The following is a 16200-nucleotide window of genomic DNA, read 5'->3' as shown; positions in this document are numbered from 1 at the left end:
GGTGGGCGAGAGGGTCCGCCGCAGCGCTCAGGGGCGTAAATCCGCGCCGACGTCCAGGATCTCCACGCGTGGGGTGAGATCGGGTTCCAGGAAGCCGAGCAGGGCGTGGGCCTCGGCGTCGAATTCGGTGCGTTCGGCGCGCGTCCAGGGGCGGGTCGGGGCGGCGCGCAGCTCGGCGACGCCCGCCTTCGGGAAGATCTTGTAGACGCCCGCGACGAAGCCGTCGATCAGCACCGACGACACGTTGATCCGGCTCCACGCGGGATGCGACGCGCCGCCCTCGGGGATCACACGCGCGCGGTCCTTGTGGGAGAGCAGCAGGTTGTCGTACCAGCCGAGCAGGCGGACCGGGGCGGGGCGATCGGGATCGGCGAGCGCGGCGTCGGCCGCGTCGTAGAGGGTGCGCCCGCGCGCGTCGGTGTAGGTGCGGACCCGCTCGCCGAGCTGATCGACGGCCTGTTTGATGCCGGTGAGCTTCGACCAGGCCTGCATGTCCGAGGTGGTGGCCGGGCCGAACGCGCGCAGGTAGCGCAGCAGGAGTTCGGCGAGCGGGTAGGTGGGGTCGAGCGGTGCGCCGAGCCAGGGTTCCACGCGTGACCACACCGGGCGGCTGTTGTCCTTCCAGCGTCCGCGCGGCGGCGTCTGCAACACCGGCAGCTGGTACAGCCAGGTCTGCAGCACGGCCCCGGCGTCGCGGTCCGGCCAGAGCTCGGCGGCGCGGGCGCGCATCTGGGAGGCGGCCATCGGCTCGTCGCCGAGCACTTCCTCACCCCGCGCACGCACCTCGTCGGGGTCCATGCCGACCATCGCGCCGAAGTTGAAACCCTTGCGGAACGGCACCTTCTCCAGCTCCGGCTGGATGTGCGGCGCGATGCGCAGCGCGTCGGACGGGGTGACCAGGTGCACCGTGCCGCGCATCAACGTGATGCGCACCAGCGAACGGTCGTCCAAACCGTCCGACACCGTCGACGGATCGAAATCCGCGATCCGGCTCCACAATCCGACGAAGGGCGGCGGCACGTCCTGGGCCTGCAACCCGATCAGGTGCTCGCACATCCGCGGCGTGGTGAGGGTGGAGCGTTCCAGCAGGTGCTGGCGCTCGAGCAGCGTGCGGTTGAGCACCCGGTCGGTGAGTGTCATGGTCGATGGTCTCTCGTTCGGCGGCGGTGAGGTCGGTGCCGGACCGGTCCGCTTCGACCGGCCCGGCCTAGGCAAGGTCCGGATCGAGCTGCGGCCACCGACCGGATGGCGGGCGGCCCGGTAGGGCGCCTCGAGGTCGGTGACCGCGCCGATGCCGCGCCGATGCGGGGTCTCCGGCGTCAGCAGGATCCGGCCACCACCCGGATCGGCGTTCTGGTCATCGGCGCGGCGGACGGGCCCGCACCTCAGCGCAGCGTGACGACGACCTTGCCGGTGGCGGTGCGGTTGTCCAGGGAGGCGACGGCGTCGGCGGCGCGCTCCAGCGGGAACAGCACCGGCTCGGGCGGCGCGATCTTGCCCGACGCCAGCAGCGGCTCCACCTCGGCCCACTGTTCGGCCAGGTAACCGGGGTTGCGCATGACCCATTCGCCCCACGCCGCGCCGACCACCTCGACGTTATTGAGCAGCAGGCGGTTCACCTTCACGGTGGGGATCTCCCCCGCCGTGAACCCGACGACCAGCAGCCGCCCGGCCGGGGCCAGCGAGCGGAGGCTGTCGGTGAACCGGTCCCCGCCCACCGGGTCGAGCACGATGTCGACGCCGCGCCCGCCGGTGAGTTCCTTGACCGCGGCGAGCCAGCCCTCGGTGAGCACCACATCGCTCGCGCCGTTGGCCCTGGCCACCTCGGCCTTCTCCGGCGTGCTCACCACGGCGATCACCCGGCCCGCGCCCAGCGCCGCGGCCATGCGCAGCGTGGAGGTGCCGATGCCGCCCGCGGCGCCGTGCACGAGCACGGTCTCGCCCTCGGCCAGCCTGCCGCGGTTGCGCAGGCAGAAGTGCACGGTCAGATCGTTGAACAGGATGCCGGCCCCCGCCTCCAGCGAGATGTTGTCGGGCAGGCGGAACACCATCGGCGCCGGAGCCACCGCCACTTCGGCGATCGCGTTGCCCAGCATCGTCAGCGCCAGCACCCGGTCACCGGCGCGCACCTGCGCGCCCTCGGGCGCCTCGCGGACCACGCCCGCCACCTCGCCGCCCACGACGAACGGCAGCTGCGGCTTCATCTGGTACAGCCCGCGCGTCATCAGCACGTCGGGGAACGCGACGCCCGCGGCGTGCACGTCGATCACCACCCCGCCCTCGTACCCCGCGGGTTCGGGGATCTCGACGACCTCGATGGCCTCGGGACCCTCCAGCTTGCTGACCTGAGCTGCGCGCATGTGCCGACCTCTCTGTCCGATCCGGCGGCCGTCGCTCCCGGCCCACGCGGGCCCGCCGCCGGAGACACCTCGACCAACATAACCGCCGCGACCGACACCGGCTGATCAGAGCGTCGAGACCCTCTCCTCGCGGGCCCGCCTTTGTTATGCTGGCCGCGACTTTCAGGTCGGGGAGATGGGGGATTTCCAATGGTCGAGGGACCGCAGGCCGGACAGCTCCAGGTGAATCCTGAGGCGCTGAAGACCTTCGCGAACACACTGTCCACCGGGGCCGGGACGATTCGCGGACTCAACGCGGGCAACGGGTTCGGCCCCGCCGCGGGCGCGCTACCCGGCACGGAGTTCGGTGCGTCGGTCACCCCGGCGACCGATGCGGTGAACACCGCGCTCACGCGGATCTCGACCCGGCTCGACAAGGTCGCCGACACCACCCGCAATGCCGCGGGCGCCTACGAGGTGGCGGAGGGCGACTTCGCGACCCGGTTGCAGACCATCGCCCTGGAGCTGCCATGACCCTCTCCATCGACGACGTCGCCGGCTGGCAGCCCGACCAGCTGGCCGCGGCGGGCACGGCGGCCTCGACCCTCTCGCAGAACCTCGACACCGCCGTGCGCACGGCGTCCGACACGACCGCCCAGCTCGGGACCGAGAACATCTGGTCCGGCGCGGCGGCCGCCGCGGCGACCTCCCGGATGGACACCGAGAAATCCCGCGCGTCGGCGGTGAGCGCCGCGCTGCTCGAACTCTCCACCGCCTTCGCCGCCGAGGTCGGAAACCTGAACGAGGCCAAATCGGCGGTGCTGCGGCTGCGCGACCAGGCTTCGGCGGCCGGGCCCGTGCCCGCGGCGGGCGCGGGCCTGATCACCGGGTTCACCGTCAAACCCGACGGCACCGTCGACGCCACCGCCCGCACCACCGAACTGCTCGGCGATCTGACCGGCCAGGCGGCCGAGGACCTGCGCATCCGCATCGCGGCCGACGCCGCGAATTGGGAAACCCAGATCACCACGGCCCTGCAGACCGCGCAGAACGTCGCGACCGCCGCGAAGACCAAGGTGGACACGGCCGTCGGCAAGCTGCAGGCCGCGGTCGAGGCGTTGAACGATCCGAGCCTCATCGCCTCCCCGTCCCCCGCCACCGACCCGGCGAGCACCACACCCGCGGCGACGCAGACACCCAGCCAGACGCAGACCCCCAGCCAGTCACCGTCGAACACGCCGAGCTACCTGATGTCGGGCAGTGGCGGCAACTCCGGATCGTCCTCGAGCACACCGTATTCCGGCTCGGGCGGTGGCTCCGGCGCGCCCAGCGGCCCGATGCCGACCGGCGAGGTCGCGGACTGGATCGCCGAGGCCAAGAAGATCCTCATCGAGATGGGCTACAAGCCCGAGGAGATCGACGAGCGCGCCATCGCGATGATCATCGAGCACGAGTCGAGCGGCAACCCGCACGCCGAGAACCGCTGGGACAGCAACTGGCTCAACGGCACGCCGTCCAAGGGCATCATGCAGACCATCGACAGCACGTTCAACGCCTACAAGGCGCCGGGCTACGACGACATCTGGAATCCGGTGCACAACATCGTCGCCGCCACCCGCTACTCGATCGACCGGTACGGATCGCTGTCGAACGTGCCGGGCGTCGCGGCGGTCAATTCCGGTGGGGCGTACCAGGGTTACTGAGCGCCGTCGCCGCGCCCGGCCCGGATCTCGGACCGGGCGCGGCGACGCTCACTCCCGTCCGGCGGAGGTGAAGGACATGTCCGCGTAGCGGTTTCCGGCGACCTGCTCCGCGATGGGCTCGAGGGTGGCCAGTTCGTCGGCGGTCAGGGCCAGGGTCGCGGCGGCGACGTTCTCCGCCAGCCGGGTGCGGCTGCGGGTGCCGGGGATCGGCACCACCGGCAGGCCGTGCGCGTCCGAACGGGCATGCACCCAGGCCAGGGCGACCTGCGCGGGCGTCACGCCGCGCGCCGCGGCGATGGAGTGCACCGGGGCCAGCAGTGCCGCGTTGCGCGCGGCGTTGTCACCGGAGAAGCGCGGCATCGCTTTGCGAAAGTCCCGACCGGCCAGTTCGCCGGCGGTGGCGAACGACCCGGTGAGGAACCCGCGCCCCAGCGGCGAGTACGGCACGAACGCGACGCCTAGCTCGGCGGCCGCGGGCACGGCGGAGCGCTCCACGTCGCGGGAGAACAGCGACCACTCCGACTGCACCGCCGCGATCGGGTGCACGGCGTGCGCCGCGCGCAGTTCCGCGCCCGTCACCTCGGACAACCCCAGCGCGCGCACCTTGCCCGCCGCGACGAGTTCGGCCATCACGGCCACCGTCTCCTCGATCGGCACCCGCACATCGCGCCGGTGCATGTAGTACAGGTCGATGACGTCGATGCCGAGCCTGCGCAGGCTGCCGTCCACGGACTCGCGGATGTAGTCGGGCGAGTTGTCGAAACCCCGGAAGGCGGGATCGTCGGCCTTGCGCACGATGCCGAACTTGGTGGCCAGCACCACCTGCTCGCGGTTGGCCCGCACGAAATCGGAGAGGAATTCCTCGTTGTGGCCGGAGCCGTAGATATCGGCGGTGTCGAACAAGGTGATCCCGAGTTCGAGCGCGCGATCCAGCGTCGCACGCGATTCGTCCAGGTCACTAGGGCCGTAGAACTCACTGATGCCCATGCAGCCGAGCCCCTGAGCGCCCACCTCCAAGCCGTCCATGCCAAGGGCGGTGGTGGGCAGCGTCGTCGTAGTCATACGTCGTTTCCTTTCACAGTCGCAGGAGCACGAAGACTCCCGCACATGAACATCCAGCCGGGCACAGTCCTCACCTGTGGACCTGGCACCAATTGCCGAGCAATACGCCGAAGGCGTTGGCTTCACCCCTCGTAAATGGCGATCTTGTAGTCCAGGACGTCCACGGCCTGTTGCAGTTCGGCGATCTTGGCGAGTACGTCGGCGCGCGTGCGGCGGAACATCTCCAGTCGTTCAGGGAAGGTCTGCTCCCCCTCGCGCACGAGTTCGGCGTAGCGGACCATGTCGGCCACCGTCATCCCGGTGGTGCGCAATTTGCCGATCAGCGCGAGCCATTCCAGATCCCGGTCGCTGAACCGCCGCTTGCCCGCGTGATCGCGGCCGACGTAGTCCATCAGCCCGATCCGCTCGTACCACCGCAAGGTGTCCCTGGTCAGCCCGGTCCGCTCGGCCACTTCGCCGATCGAATACCGCGGCCGTTCCCGCTCCGCATTCCCCTCGGCCCGCACGCTCACACTCACCGCACTCACCCCTCTCCTCGAACCCACTCGACGCTATCCACCTGGAGCGCACTCCAAGCAAGCCCCATTCTCCCGTCCCCCGAGACGCGCCCTCTCGCGCTTGCTCGTCAGCCACGAGGACTGTGGGACACTGGATACGACTTGGGGGAGCGAGCTGAGGAGGGTGAGGGTGACCGCGCTACCCGAACCGTGGCGACTGTTGACGGTCGCCGACTATGAAGCGCTCGAGCAGGACGAACTGAATCGCTGGGAGCTGCAGGAGGGGAAGCTCGCGATGGCACCGTCGCCGACACTGGATCACAACATGGCGGCCGGCGAGCTCCTCTTCCAGATGCGTACACAGTTGCCATCGAGGTTGGCGGCCGCACTCGACATGGACGTCGATCTACAGCTGGTGCCGGGCGACCAGCCCGCGACGGTCAGAAAACCGGACCTCATCGTGATCGAGCGTCATGAGCGCGACCGGCTTCGCGGCAAGCGTGGAATCGTCCGCGCCGAGAGTGTGCGACTGGTAGTCGAGATCGTCTCTCCCGGCTCGCGCCGTATGGACTACGTCATCAAACGGGCCGAGTATGCCGATGCCGGCATACCGCACTACTGGATCATCGACCCGAGCTCACCGATCAGCGTGCTCGCGCTGCGCCTCACCGACGAACTCGGTTACGTCGAGGAATTCGAGGGGAGTGGCGCATTCTCCGTAGCCTCGCCCGCGCCGATGAAGATCGACCTCGACAGGCTGGCCGACTGACCTCTCCTTGTCGATCCCCCGAACCGGCCTACCCTGGTCGTATGGCAGGCAAAGACATAGATCGGATCCGGGCTCGGTCGGCTTGGGCGACGGTCAAGGAGAGTCCGGTGATCGCGGCTATCGCGGTGGCGCCGGTGGTGGTCGTGCTCGGGGTGGTGTGGTGGCTGACGAACGGCTTCGTGGCGTTCCTGCTGCTGGTGCTGCTCGGGGTGGGGGTCGTCGTGGGCGGCAAGCTGCTCAAATGAGCTGAGCCGGGTGGGGAGCCCGGAGTCCGCCCTCGGACGTAGCGTCGACGGCCCGTGATTTGTCGCGCGCGACGCGAGTCGACATGACCCGGCCGGACGCGAGCGAGGGCGACCCGAACACGAGGTCGACGCGGTTGTCGAGACCCCTTGCGCCCGGCGAAGTTCGACCCCGCCGGGCGCGTCCGGGTTCAGCGGGGAATATGGAACGTCGTCAGTTCGCCCGAGCCCGGGTGGATTTCGGCCCAGGGGTGGTGGAACTCCAGGACGGCCAGCGCCGAGGTGGGGAACTTACGGCTCAGTTCCACGGCCGCGTCTGAGTCGCGGTTGGCGGCCAGTTCCCAAGCGGTCCACGGCATTCCGGGGGCGTGGCCGATGAGCATCAAGGTGCGCACGTCGTCGTCGGCGAGCTGCACCAATTCGATCAGCGTGTTGGGCGAGGCCTCGTAGATGCCGCGCTCGTAGACGACCGGCGCGGTGACGCCGGTCGCGGCCAGGGTCTCGCGGGTGCGCACGGCGGTGGAGCAGCGCACCGCGTCGATCGGCGGCTGTGTGGCCCGCAGCCAGTCACCCGCCAGCCCGGCCTCGCGTAGCCCGCGCGGGGCCAGCGGGCGCTCGTGATCGCCGACGCCCTCGGGGTAGCCGGACTTACCGTGCCGCATGAGGATCAGGGTCCGCACCATGGACCTACCGTAGGCCGCCCCGCCGCGCCACCGTGCGACAGGCGGGAAAACGGCCCCGCATGAGGTACGCGCCACACTCGAGGCAAACTGAAAGCGGCGTCACATCTCGCTTCCCGCTCCCTGCGGCGCCGCTGGACCGTCCCCGACACAGGCGGCTCAGCCCACGTACGTCCCGAGGATCTGCACACTATGGCCTACGTAATCACGCAGCGTTGTTGCAACGACGCCAGCTGCGTCTCCGAGTGCCCGGTCGACTGCATCCGTCCCACCCCGGAGCAGCGGGAGTTCGCGACGACCGAAATGCTCTACATAGACCCGGACACCTGCATCGACTGCGGCGCCTGCGTGGACGCCTGTCCCGTGGACGCCATCGTCTCCGAGGACGATCTGACGGCCTCCCTCGCGCGGTTCCGCGAGATCAACGCGGCCTGGTTCGAACGCCACCCGCTCGAATCGAACTTCGACCCGCTCGCCACGCCGGTGCGCCCGCCCAAGAGCCTGGGCACGCTGCGCGTCGCGATCGTGGGGGCCGGTCCGGCCGCCTGCTACGCCGCCGACGAACTGCTGCGCCGCTGCGACGTGGAGGTCGAGATGTTCGACCGCCTGCCCACCCCGTGGGGCCTGGTCCGCGCGGGCGTCGCCCCCGACCATCCGGGCACCAAGACGGTGTCGGGCATGTTCGAATCGGCCTTCCGCCGCGAGACGCTCCAGTACTACTTGAATGTCGAGGTGGGCAAGCACATCTCGCACGAGGAGCTGCTGGCCCACCACCACGCGGTGATCTACGCCGTGGGCGCGGCCACCGACCGCCGCATGGGCGTGCCCGGTGAGGACCTGCCGGGCAGCCATTCGGCCACCGAATTCGTCGCCTGGTACAACGGCCACCCCGACTACGCCGACCGGCAGTTCGACCTGTCGGGCGAGCGTGCGGTGATCGTGGGCAACGGCAACGTCGCCCTGGACGTGGCGCGCGTGCTCACCGTCGACCCCGACGAGCTGGCCAAGACCGATATCGCCGATCACGCGCTGGAGGCCCTGCGGCACAGCAACATCCGCGAGGTCGTCGTGCTCGGCAGGCGCGGCCCGCTGCAGGCCGCCTACACCTCGCCGGAATTCCTGGCGCTGGCCCACCTGAAGGGCGTCGACGTGGTGATCGACGAGTCCGAACTCGACCTCGGCCCCGCCGACCGCGCCGCGCTCGACGACCCGGACGCCGAACCGTCGCTGCGGTTGAAGTACACCCTGGCCCAGGAGTACGCCGCGAAGTCCGCCGACCCGGCGAACAAGCGGATCGTGTTCCGCTACCTGGCCTCCCCCACCGCCGTCACCGGCGAGGACCGCGTGAGCGGGATCGACGTCGTGCGCAACGAACTGGTCGAGGAGGACGGCGCACTGGTCGCCCGCGCGACCGGCGAGACCGACCACCTGGACGCCTCCCTGGTGCTGCGCTCGATCGGCTACCGGGGCGAACCCGTCGCCGATCTGCCGTTCGACGAGCGCCGCGGCGTGGTGCCCAACGACCAGGGCCGGGTGATCGGCGCCGACGGCGCACCGGTGCCCGGGGTGTACGTGAGCGGGTGGATCAAGCGCGGCCCGCGCGGCGTCATCGGGTCGAACCGCGTCGACTCGGAGGAGACCGTCGAGCACGTCCTCGCCGACTTCATCGCCGGTGTGCTGCCCGCGCCCACCGCCGACCGCGCCGCGCTCAAAGAGCTACTGGCGCAGCGGCAGTCCGACCTGGTGGACCGCGACGGGTGGCGCGCCATCGACCACGCGGAGAAGACGGCGGGCAAAGCCGCCGGACGTCCCCGCGTCAAGTTCACCACCCGCGAGGAATTGCTGAAGGCCGCCCGCGGCTGACGGCGTTCGCGCCGGCCGGGACCACCCCGGCCGGCGCGGCGCTCAGGCCAACCGACATGGGCGCCCGTCCGACTGGGCACTCCGACCGACGCGGGCGATCAGGGCGGCCGGCACACCCGACTCAGGACGGCAGCGGCATGATCCGTACGACGGTCGTGGTGGTGTCACCGACCACGAACCACAGCCGCAGCACCGGCTTACCCGTGCGATCGCCGGGTTCGTAGCGGCTGCGCACGCTGATGTGCTGGCGCGCCCATACCGGCGCCAGGTATTCGATCACCGCGCGGTGCGGCGCGGCGACGAGCTTGGGGTATTCGACCAGGAACTGTTCCACCGCCTGCCAGTAACACGCGTTATTCACGTGGTTGTACTGGTCGATATCGGTGGCCCGGACCGGAAAGGGCAGGTCGGTGTCCGATTCGGGGGGCGTGGCGTCGGTCAGGTACGGCCGCCAGCGCAGCCGGTGCTCGCCGGTGGTGCGCGCCAGGTAGGCCAGGCCCTCGTCGCTGATGCGGGTGGGGCGGTTGGTGGCCTCGTTGATATTGATCCAGAAGCCCTCGGTCTCGATCAGCCCGCCGTTGCCGCTGGTGATGCGCACCCGCATGTTCGTCCACCTGGTCGACATGCTCGAGCACCACCGCAGCAACTGGACCTCGTCGGGCCAGGTGATCGGGCGGATGACGTCGATGACCGTGCGGCGCACGATCCAGGCCGGGTCCGAGCGATGCAGGAAGGTCCGATGCAATTCTTCCCAGGCGATATCCTGCAGGTATCTGGCGACGGCGTCGAACCGAAGCCGGTCGTACGCATCCACGTCACCAGCCCGGACGGGCCACGCCGAGGCAAAGCCTGAGCCCTCCTGGCCGAGCGGGGCGAGTGGCTGATCGAGTGACACTGGTGCTCCTCGCGCTGCACATCGTGCCGCGTCTTCTTGCGGTGCTGTTATGAGACGACTTTACGGGGCGTACGTCACACCCTCGCGCCGAGCCGCCCGTACTGACTGGTATACGCCCTACCCACGGGCCGCGCGGCGACTCGTGAGCACGGAGTTCACTCAATTAGGGTGACATGTCAACCATGAGCGACTACCATCCGGTACATGGATCGAGTATGGGTCGACCGGCAAACTCCCGGCGTCTACAAGGCGCTGCTGGCGGTCGCCAAACAGGCGCGCGCGGCCGCCGAGGACGCGGGCCTGGACCGCCGGATCGCCGAGCTGATCAACCTGCGCATCTCCCAGATCAACGGATGCGTGCACTGCCTCGACACCCACCACCGCGCCGCGCTGCGCGCCGGCGTCACCGAACAGGAGATCGCGGTGCTGGCCGGCTGGCGGCGCGGCGGCCCGTTCTCGGCGCGCGACCGGGCCGTGCTCGGACTCGCCGAAGTGACGGCCACGCTTCCGGACGAGGCGGAACTGGAGCGCGCGTACGCCGAGGCCGCCGAACAGCTCTCCCCGGACCAGATCTCGACCACCATCTGGATCGCCACCACGATCGGCGCGTTCAATCGCGTATCGATACTGAGCAAGCACCCCACCCGGGCCCGCAAGGAGGACGCAGTCATGACCGACCCCACGACGACCACGGTCGCACGCAACGCCGAGAAGAACCGCTACGAGATCCACTACGGCGGCGAACTCGCCGGCTTCACCGAGTACATCGAGCGCGGCCAGGACACCGACTTCATCCACACCGAGATCGATAAGGCGTTCGGCGGCAAGGGATTGGGCAACATCCTGGCGAAGCAGGCGCTCGACGACGTGATCGCCCGCGGGCGCACGATCATCGCGCACTGCCCGTTCATCAAGGCCTACCTCGACAAGCACCCGGAGTACGACCCGCACGTCGTCGGCAAAGGCGTGGTCCGGTGAGCGAGCGAACCCTCAGCACAGCGTGCATCGCGCGCGCCGGAACCGAGCGCAGCGAGGTGACGGCGTGAGCGATCTGGATCCGCATCCCGCGGAGTCGGTGTGCGAGCCCGCCGAGGCGCCGGGACCGGTCACCGAGTTGTATCCGGCGCGCGAGGTGCCGCTGGGCGGCGTGCGCGGCGTGTTCGTGGAACGGGTGCTGCCGCAACGGGATCTGCCGACGGTGGGCGCGTGGTGCTTCCTCGACCACTTCGGATCGCCCACCGTCACCAAGACCGGCGCGCCGCCCGATATCGATCCGCACCCGCACATCGGGTTGCAGACAGTGACCTGGCCGTTCGAGGGCCGTATCCGGCACCGCGATTCGGTGGGCTCGGACGTGGAGATCAACCCCGGCCAGCTCAACCTGATGACCTCCGGGCGCGGTATCGCCCACTCCGAATACTACGACCCGGCCCGGCCCGCCGGGCACGGCCTGCAACTGTGGATCGCGCTGCCCGGCGGATCCACCGGGGTGGCACCGCATTTCGAGCAGCACCGCGACCTGCCGGTATACGAGTCGGCGGGGCTGCGCGCGATCGTGCTCATCGGCACACTGGCGGGCATCACCTCACCCGCGCGGGCGTACACGCCGATCGTCGGCGCGGACGTGCGCCTCGAGCCGGGCGCCGACGTGGTGCTCCCCGCCGATCCCGCCTTCGAGTACGCGCTGCTGTCGGTGGACGGCGAGGTGACGGTGGCCGATACCGAACTGAAGCCGGGCCCGCTGCTCTACCTCGGCACCGGACGGCGCGAACTGCGCCTCACCAGCGCCACGGGCGCGCACCTGGCACTGATCGGCGGTGAACCGTTCCGCGAGGAACTGGTGATGTGGTGGAACTTCGTGGGCCGCGATCACGACGAGATCGTCGCGGCCCGTGCCGATTGGGAGGCGCGCAATGCCGAGCGGTTCCCCTACATCGCCGGCCATCCCCACGATCAGCGCATCCCCGCCCCACCGCTGCCGCCGCTGCGCCTGAAGCCGCGCAAGCGCCGGATCGGCACGGAAAGAGGCTGAGCGGCAGGACTTCCCGATAGCGAATACGGAACGGTCGGCGCGAGTCGAGTGAATACCCGTTCGCGCCAACCTGTTCCACACGCCGGCGCTCAGGCCGATTTCGCGAGCAGCGCGTCGAGGGCCTCGTAGCTCTCGGCGAGACCGGATTCCATCCCGGAGGCCAGCATCCCGTCGCGCTCCTGCGGGGTGTGGAACTGGCTGTCGGTGACGACCTTCGTGCGGCCGTCGCCGAGATCGATGAAGGTGACGGCGTCGATGGAGATGTGGGCGGGCATGCCGTCCCACTCGAAGGACTGCACGATGCGCTCCTTCGGGGTGATCTCGCGGAACCGCCCCTCGAAGCCGTGCTCGCCGTCATCGGACCGCTCGACGAAGCGGTAGTGCCCGCCCTTGCGGAACTCCCAGCGCTCCACGTCGATCCGGTTGCCGCGCCCCCACCACTGGACGAGCTGTTCGATGCGGCTGTGGGCCTCCCAGACCCGGTCGATCGGGGCGTCGAAGACGCGCTCGATGTGGATCTCGCGGTCGGACTGCTTGGCGACAGTGACTTCGCGTGTACCGGTGGTCATTGTTCTGGCTCCGTTCGTTCGAGGAATTCTCCGAGACGGTCCATCCGGGCTTCCAGCATCCTCCGATACCCCTGCAGCCAGGCCACTTCACGCTCGAGCACGTTCGCGCCGAGCATGCAGTACCGCACCCGGCCGCGCTTCTCCGTGACGACCATGCCCGCCTCCTCCAGCAGCCCGATGTGCTTCTTGATGCCCGTGAGGGTCATGTCGAAGCGCTCGGCCAGTTCGCTGACGGTGGCGGGCCCGCCGCCGAGACGCTCGAGGATGCCCCGTCTGGTGGGGTCCGCCAGCGCCCCGAACGAGGCATCCAGAAACTCATACTGAACCATCTAGTTCAGTATTACGACCCGCATGCCGCCCCGTCAACCCCTGGCGCGAAGGCGATTCCGGTACCACGTTCGGTCGTACACGGAATTACTACATCTGGTAGTAAACAGAGGGAGGGGCACCGATGGAGTCGACACAGGTGGTCGTGGCGGGCGGCGGACCCGCGGGGATGATGGCCGGACTGCTGCTCGCCCGGGCCGGCATCGAGGTGGTGGTCCTGGAGAAGCACCGCGACTTCCTGCGCGATTTCCGTGGTGACACGGTGCACCCATCCACGCTGCGGCCTGCTGGACGAACTCGGCCTCGGCGCGCGCTTCGCCGCACTGCCGCACCGCAAGCTGGAACAGATGCGGATGCGGATCGGCGACCGCACCCTCGTCATCGCCGATTTCGGCGGCATCCCGGTCGGATACCGGCACATCGCGATGGTGCCGCAGTGGGAATTCCTGAACCTGCTCGCCGAAACCGCCCGCGCCGAGCCCACATTCACCCTCCGCATGGAAACCGCCGCGGTCGATCTGCTGCGCGGCCCGGACAACGCGGCGGGCCGGGAACGCACCGCGCACGACGCGGCGACGGGGCCCATCACCGGTGTGCGGTACCGCAATCCCGACGGCAGCCGGGAGAGCATGATCTCGCGCACTTCGGCGGCGGGCGGGCCGCCGTCACGATGGACCGCGGCGACTACCACCGGCCTCCCCTCAGACGCAGCTGGGGCGAAGCCCCTCCGCACACCGCGCACGGCCGGAGCGAAGGCGGAGGTACGAGCACCTCATCCCGAAGGGCAGCGACGCGGCCCTGCGCACGCGCGACATCCAGTGGCTGCGCGACGAACTCCACGAGCTGTTCGACTGGGACGCCGAGAGTTTGGCGGCCATCCGCTCCTGGGACGACGTGAAACTGCTCGAGGTCACCATGGGCAGGCTCGACCGCTGGCACGTCGACGGCCTGCTCTGCCTGGGCGACGCGGCGAACACGACATGGTGCTGCGCCCCGCGCTGGACGGAACGCTGCGCGAGGCCCCGCTGCCCCTGCGGCTGCCCGACCGCTTCCCGCCGCTGGCGGCGCTCACCGCCTACCTCGGCGGAATGGGCATCCGCCCGGAGCACGCACCGGATTCCGCGCGCCGCGACAGTTAGATCCCACAACGGCGATTGTTAGATCACACCCAATTGTCCCGGCGCCCTTTCCGGCACCGCCGAGGCCGGGTACATTCTGCGCGGACAAATCGGACATGCGGCGGACGGACAAGCATCGGATGAGGATCAGCAGAATCACCGCGACGGCGTTGCTGGCGCTGGCGACCACCGGACTCGCCTCCGGCGTGGCCCCGGCCGACCCGGCGGCGGACCCGGCGCTGGATCTGCGCGGCGCGTTCCACGAGATCGACTACCACGTGAGCGTCGCCGAGGACCGGCGCGCCACCGTCACCACCCTGACGGACGGGCGTTTCGACCTGGTCTCCGACAACCGCGTGGTCACCGTGGCCGACCGGGACGGCGAGGTGGTGGCGGCACTGCCGATGACGCTGCACATCGCCGGTCAGCGCGTCGACCTCGTCCCGGACCTCGACGAGTCGGGCACCCGCCTCACCCTCGCGCCCGCCGAGATGGCGGAAACGCCGGTGCGCGAGATCAATGCGCAGCAGCGCTTCTTCGCCGAGGCGGAGAAGGCGATGCCCCAGATCCTCGCGGGCGCGGCGATCGGCGCGGGCATCGGCTTCCTGGTCGGATTCCCGTTGGGGCTGTTCGTGTTCGACTTCATCACCGTGCCGATCACCACCGTGGTCGGCGGCGTCATCGGCGCGTTCGCCGGGCTCTACCACGGGGGCGGGCAGCCCGCGATCGACGCGGCCGAGGACTACCTGACCGGGCAGCCGTAGGCCCCGCCTCGGGCGGGACTCCGGCGGGCGGGGAGCCGGAGCCTCGCCTCAGGCGCGGCGCGGGCGCAGCACGGCCGTGAAAGCCGCTGCCGCCACCTGCTTTCCGGTGTCGTCGGTGATGCGGACGCCGATCTCGAACTCGCTCTCGGCGCGTTCGGCGATGGCCGCGCGGATGCGGGCGAGCAGCGCCGCGTCGAGGTCGGCGGCCGCGCGGAACGGTCCCGCGTCACCCTTGGCGCGGGCCAGGTACTCGATGCGCCCGTTGCGCGCGACGACGAACGTCTCGCCCATCACGTCGACGATCCCGGAGACCGCGGCGCCCATGGCGGCGGTCTCGGCCAGCCCGAAGAGCACGGCGGCGTGCAGGTCGCCGTTGTGGTTGAAGTGCTCGGGGCGCGGCGACATCGCGACGACATTGTGCCCGGCCGCGAACTCCTCCCCCTCGATGCCGGCGAACCGGATGAACCCGAGCTTGGCGAATCCGGCCATCACCAGCTCGCCCATGGTCGCGCTGTCCACACACCCTCCCGAGCCGCAGAACTGTAACGTGTTCCAGTTGTCTACCGCAGGGTGGGCGGCGCTGTCCAGTGCCGGGTCAGCCGGCCGCGCGCAGCCGGATCTCGTTGACCACGCGCGCCAGGGTGTCGGTGACCGCGACCGGCCCGGTGAGGCGGGCGAAGGCGAGCGTGTCGACGGGGCCGCCGGGGTGGGCGGCGAAACTGTGGATCATCGCGACGCGCAGGCGGGGATCACCGTCGATCTCGATCGGCGTCTCGGTGTACCAGGTGGTGTCGTCGGTGGCGTGCCAGACCGGTCCGGTGCCGATCAACGCCGAACGGAACATGGCCTGTTCGAGCTCGCCGCAGGGCTCGGCGCAGGATTGCACGCCGATCCAGCCGCCCGCCCGGCTGCCTCCGCGTTCATCCACACACGTCCACACAGCGTCCACACGCAGTCGCTCGCTGCCCTCGCGACACCCCCAACCCTCCGGAAGATCGAAATCGAACGGCAGTCCGCGCAACCCCCGCATCGGCGAAAGCGCTTCGCCCGCACCGTATGTCTGGCCGACCACCGGGCCGCGATCACCATTTCGCGCCAACGTCACGTCAGGCCGCCTGGGTAGGTCCGGCGGTGTCGCCGCGGCGGGCTCTCCGATCACCGACGTCGCGGGCCCCTCCGACGGGGTCTCCTCACGACCGGTCACCATCCACAGCCCGGCCACGCCCACGCAAAACGCCAGGGAGAACACCGAACTCGCCACCACCCCCACCATCCATCTATCCCGGACCACTCTCCCCCGACGCGAGAATCGACTCACGGCGCGCCCCCTCGAAGCTTTC

The 16200-nt window shown here is 69.9% G+C and carries 19 protein-coding genes and 1 pseudogene; 10 read left to right on the top strand and 10 right to left on the bottom strand.

Annotated elements, in window-relative coordinates; all coding sequences use genetic code 11:
* Positions 1-27: 27 nt before the first annotated feature.
* Positions 28-1140: a winged helix DNA-binding domain-containing protein gene (locus OHB21_RS11855; RefSeq protein WP_195124659.1), complete on the bottom strand. Its 1113-nt coding sequence runs from the start codon at positions 1138-1140 to the stop codon at positions 28-30.
* Positions 1141-1385: 245 nt separating this feature from the next.
* On the bottom strand, positions 1386-2360 hold the full coding sequence (locus tag OHB21_RS11850) for an NADPH:quinone oxidoreductase family protein (protein WP_195142106.1): 975 nt from the start codon (positions 2358-2360) through the stop codon (positions 1386-1388).
* Between the two features lie 189 nt (positions 2361-2549).
* Here OHB21_RS11850 and OHB21_RS11845 point away from each other — a divergent pair, with 189 nt between their 5' ends.
* Together OHB21_RS11845 and OHB21_RS11840 are read left to right on the top strand one after the other, a co-directional pair.
* Positions 2550-2873: a type VII secretion target gene (locus OHB21_RS11845; protein WP_067506308.1), complete on the top strand. Its 324-nt coding sequence runs from the start codon at positions 2550-2552 to the stop codon at positions 2871-2873.
* Entirely contained in the window at positions 2870-4042 is a 1173-nt protein-coding gene (locus OHB21_RS11840; RefSeq protein WP_195142105.1) for a lytic transglycosylase domain-containing protein, read from the top strand. Before OHB21_RS11845 ends, OHB21_RS11840 begins: the two co-directional genes overlap by 4 nt.
* Before the next feature lie 48 nt (positions 4043-4090).
* Here the strand turns inward: OHB21_RS11840 and OHB21_RS11835 are convergent, their stop codons facing one another.
* Positions 4091-5104, bottom strand: a complete 1014-nt coding sequence (locus OHB21_RS11835) for an aldo/keto reductase (RefSeq protein WP_067506303.1) — start codon at positions 5102-5104, stop codon at positions 4091-4093.
* A 122-nt stretch (positions 5105-5226) separates the two neighbouring features.
* Positions 5227-5631 (bottom strand): MerR family transcriptional regulator, encoded by a 405-nt coding sequence (locus OHB21_RS11830; protein WP_232331684.1) that lies wholly within the window; start codon positions 5629-5631, stop codon positions 5227-5229.
* 160 nt (positions 5632-5791) lie between these two features.
* Between OHB21_RS11830 and OHB21_RS11825 the strand changes: the two genes are divergently transcribed.
* Together OHB21_RS11825 and OHB21_RS11820 are read left to right on the top strand one after the other, a co-directional pair.
* On the top strand, positions 5792-6370 hold the full coding sequence (locus tag OHB21_RS11825; protein ID WP_067506297.1) for a Uma2 family endonuclease: 579 nt from the start codon (positions 5792-5794) through the stop codon (positions 6368-6370).
* A 41-nt stretch (positions 6371-6411) separates the two neighbouring features.
* The gene (locus OHB21_RS11820; RefSeq protein WP_067506294.1) at positions 6412-6615 is read left to right on the top strand and encodes a hypothetical protein; all 204 of its coding nucleotides are present in this window, start codon (positions 6412-6414) and stop codon (positions 6613-6615) included.
* Between the two features lie 188 nt (positions 6616-6803).
* Here OHB21_RS11820 and OHB21_RS11815 read toward each other — a convergent pair whose 3' ends face one another.
* A complete protein-coding gene (locus OHB21_RS11815; RefSeq protein WP_067506291.1) occupies positions 6804-7295 on the bottom strand; it encodes a SixA phosphatase family protein in 492 nt (163 codons plus the stop codon).
* A 189-nt stretch (positions 7296-7484) separates the two neighbouring features.
* Between OHB21_RS11815 and OHB21_RS11810 the strand changes: the two genes are divergently transcribed.
* Positions 7485-9155, top strand: a complete 1671-nt coding sequence (locus tag OHB21_RS11810) for an FAD-dependent oxidoreductase (RefSeq protein WP_067506288.1) — start codon at positions 7485-7487, stop codon at positions 9153-9155.
* 121 nt (positions 9156-9276) lie between these two features.
* On the opposite strand, the gene OHB21_RS11805 is transcribed toward OHB21_RS11810, so the two are convergent.
* Positions 9277-10050, bottom strand: coding sequence for an acyl-[acyl-carrier-protein] thioesterase (locus tag OHB21_RS11805; protein WP_067506285.1), 774 nt, complete (start codon positions 10048-10050; stop codon positions 9277-9279).
* Between the two features lie 204 nt (positions 10051-10254).
* On the opposite strand from OHB21_RS11805, the gene OHB21_RS11800 reads away from it, so the two are divergent.
* Together OHB21_RS11800 and OHB21_RS11795 are read left to right on the top strand one after the other, a co-directional pair.
* A complete protein-coding gene (locus OHB21_RS11800) occupies positions 10255-11028 on the top strand; it encodes an N-acetyltransferase (RefSeq protein ID WP_067506282.1) in 774 nt (257 codons plus the stop codon).
* 64 nt (positions 11029-11092) lie between these two features.
* On the top strand, positions 11093-12082 hold the full coding sequence (locus OHB21_RS11795; protein WP_067506279.1) for a pirin family protein: 990 nt from the start codon (positions 11093-11095) through the stop codon (positions 12080-12082).
* 89 nt (positions 12083-12171) lie between these two features.
* Here the strand turns inward: OHB21_RS11795 and OHB21_RS11790 are convergent, their stop codons facing one another.
* Positions 12172-12651, bottom strand: a complete 480-nt coding sequence (locus OHB21_RS11790; protein WP_328438665.1) for an SRPBCC family protein — start codon at positions 12649-12651, stop codon at positions 12172-12174.
* Positions 12648-12980: an ArsR/SmtB family transcription factor gene (locus OHB21_RS11785; protein WP_067506273.1), complete on the bottom strand. Its 333-nt coding sequence runs from the start codon at positions 12978-12980 to the stop codon at positions 12648-12650. The genes OHB21_RS11790 and OHB21_RS11785 overlap by 4 nt, the downstream gene beginning before the upstream one ends.
* A gap of 122 nt (positions 12981-13102) precedes the next feature.
* On the opposite strand from OHB21_RS11785, the pseudogene OHB21_RS37445 reads away from it, so the two are divergent.
* From OHB21_RS37445 to OHB21_RS11775, 3 genes and pseudogenes are all read left to right on the top strand, one after another.
* A pseudogene (locus OHB21_RS37445) lies at positions 13103-13264 on the top strand (FAD-dependent monooxygenase); the annotation flags it as partial.
* A 61-nt stretch (positions 13265-13325) separates the two neighbouring features.
* Entirely contained in the window at positions 13326-14117 is a 792-nt protein-coding gene (locus tag OHB21_RS11780) for a hypothetical protein (RefSeq protein WP_369689990.1), read from the top strand.
* 119 nt (positions 14118-14236) lie between these two features.
* Complete coding sequence (locus tag OHB21_RS11775; protein ID WP_067506270.1) at positions 14237-14860, top strand: hypothetical protein; 624 nt, start codon at positions 14237-14239, stop codon at positions 14858-14860.
* Between the two features lie 48 nt (positions 14861-14908).
* Here OHB21_RS11775 and OHB21_RS11770 read toward each other — a convergent pair whose 3' ends face one another.
* Positions 14909-15379 (bottom strand): PaaI family thioesterase, encoded by a 471-nt coding sequence (locus tag OHB21_RS11770; RefSeq protein ID WP_067506267.1) that lies wholly within the window; start codon positions 15377-15379, stop codon positions 14909-14911.
* A gap of 76 nt (positions 15380-15455) precedes the next feature.
* A complete protein-coding gene (locus tag OHB21_RS11765) occupies positions 15456-16133 on the bottom strand; it encodes a hypothetical protein (RefSeq protein WP_067506264.1) in 678 nt (225 codons plus the stop codon).
* Positions 16134-16200 lie beyond the last annotated feature (67 nt).

Source organism: Nocardia puris, assembly GCF_036051655.1.
Taxonomy (GTDB): Bacteria; Actinomycetota; Actinomycetes; order Mycobacteriales; family Mycobacteriaceae; genus Nocardia; species Nocardia puris.
The sequence above is the reverse complement of the archived record's forward strand: the minus strand, read 5'-3'. Positions and strand labels throughout refer to the sequence as shown.